This window comes from Streptomyces diversicolor (assembly GCF_057537855.1).
In genome coordinates this window covers 1-1,377 of sequence record NZ_BAAJXA010000124.1, presented here as the reverse complement: position 1 = coordinate 1,377, position 1,377 = coordinate 1, and the positions used below count along the sequence as shown (strand labels likewise).

Here is a 1,377-nt window from a genome sequence, read left to right as displayed (position 1 = left end):
CGTCAACTCAACCGCAGTGACCGGTAGTTCGACCCTTCGAGCCACGACCTGGACCGGCTCACGCAGCCGCTCCCACACGATCGCCGTGCGGTAGATGTCATGCCGGTCCACCACCCGCTGGAGAGCACCGAGGAAGGCATCCAGCCGCTCACGCGAGTCGAACTGGAGCACCCGTGGCACCACGTATGCATCCGCGCCGCCGCCGTCGGCCTGCAACAGGTGATGGAAGAACAGGCCTTCCTGGAGAGGTGCCAGGGGGTAGACGTCGGCGATGTTGGCCGCGCCACCGGGTATCTGCTCGATGACGTGCGCCAGCTCGGCCTCGTCCAGATCGACCAGCGGCAGCATGTCCGGAGTGATGTGCTCGGCGCCCTCCGGGATGCGGTTCTCCGGAACCACGACCGCGTCCGGAGCCGCCACCGCGGCCAGACCGGCCGGTGTCGGCGTCTGGAACAGCGCGCGGACGGAGACGGACAGGCCCCGGCTGCGCAGTTGCTCGACCAGCGACACGGCCAGCAGGGAGTGCCCACCGAGTGCGAAGAAGTCGTCCTCCACGCCCACCGCCGGCAGACCGAGCACCTCGGCGAACACCTGGCACAGGATCTCCTCTTGCACCGTCGCCGGACCACGCCCCGCACCCGCCGTGAACTCCGGGGCGGGCAGCGCCCTGCGGTCCAGCTTGCCGTTCACCGTCAACGGCAACGCCTCCAGCGTCACCACCGCCGACGGCACCATGTGCTCCGGCAACCGCTCCGCCGCGAACGCCCGTACCGCCGTGGCAAGTTCACCCGTGTCGCCGTCGCGCTCGGTCGGCACGAGATAGGCGACCAGGCGGACATCACCGGGCGTGTCCTCTCTGGCGATCACCGTTGCCTGCGCCACGTGCGGATGCGCGGCCAGTGCCGCCTCGATCTCACCCAGCTCCACCCGGAACCCACGCAACTGCACCTGCGCATCGCTGCGGCCTTCGTAGACCAGCCGGCCGTCAGCAGCCCAGCGCGCACGGTCCCCCGTGCGATACATCCGCGCGCCGGCCGGACCGAACGGGCACGCCACAAACCGCTCCGCGGTCAGCCCCGCACGATCCAGATAACCCCGCGCCAGTCCGGCCCCCGCGACATACAGCTCCCCTACCACACCCACCGGCACCGGACGCAGACCCTCATCCAGCACGAACACCCGAAGATCCGCAAGCCCCACACCGATCACACCACCACGGCCGTCCGCCGGATCCAGCGGCGCATACGTGACATGGACCGTGGTCTCGGTGATCCCGTACATGTTCACCAACCGCGGCCCCTGATCCCCATACCGCGCAAACCAGCCCCCCAGCCGGCCCACATCCAACGCCTCACCACCGAACACCACACACCGCAC

General features: G+C 69.4%; 1 protein-coding gene. It reads right to left on the bottom strand.

What is annotated here, in order from left to right; genetic code table 11:
* The coding region (locus AC27LF_RS45425; protein ID WP_487231310.1) for a non-ribosomal peptide synthetase at positions 1-1,365 on the bottom strand (1,365 nt) is incomplete at its 3' end.
* Between the last annotated feature and the right edge of the window lie 12 nt (positions 1,366-1,377).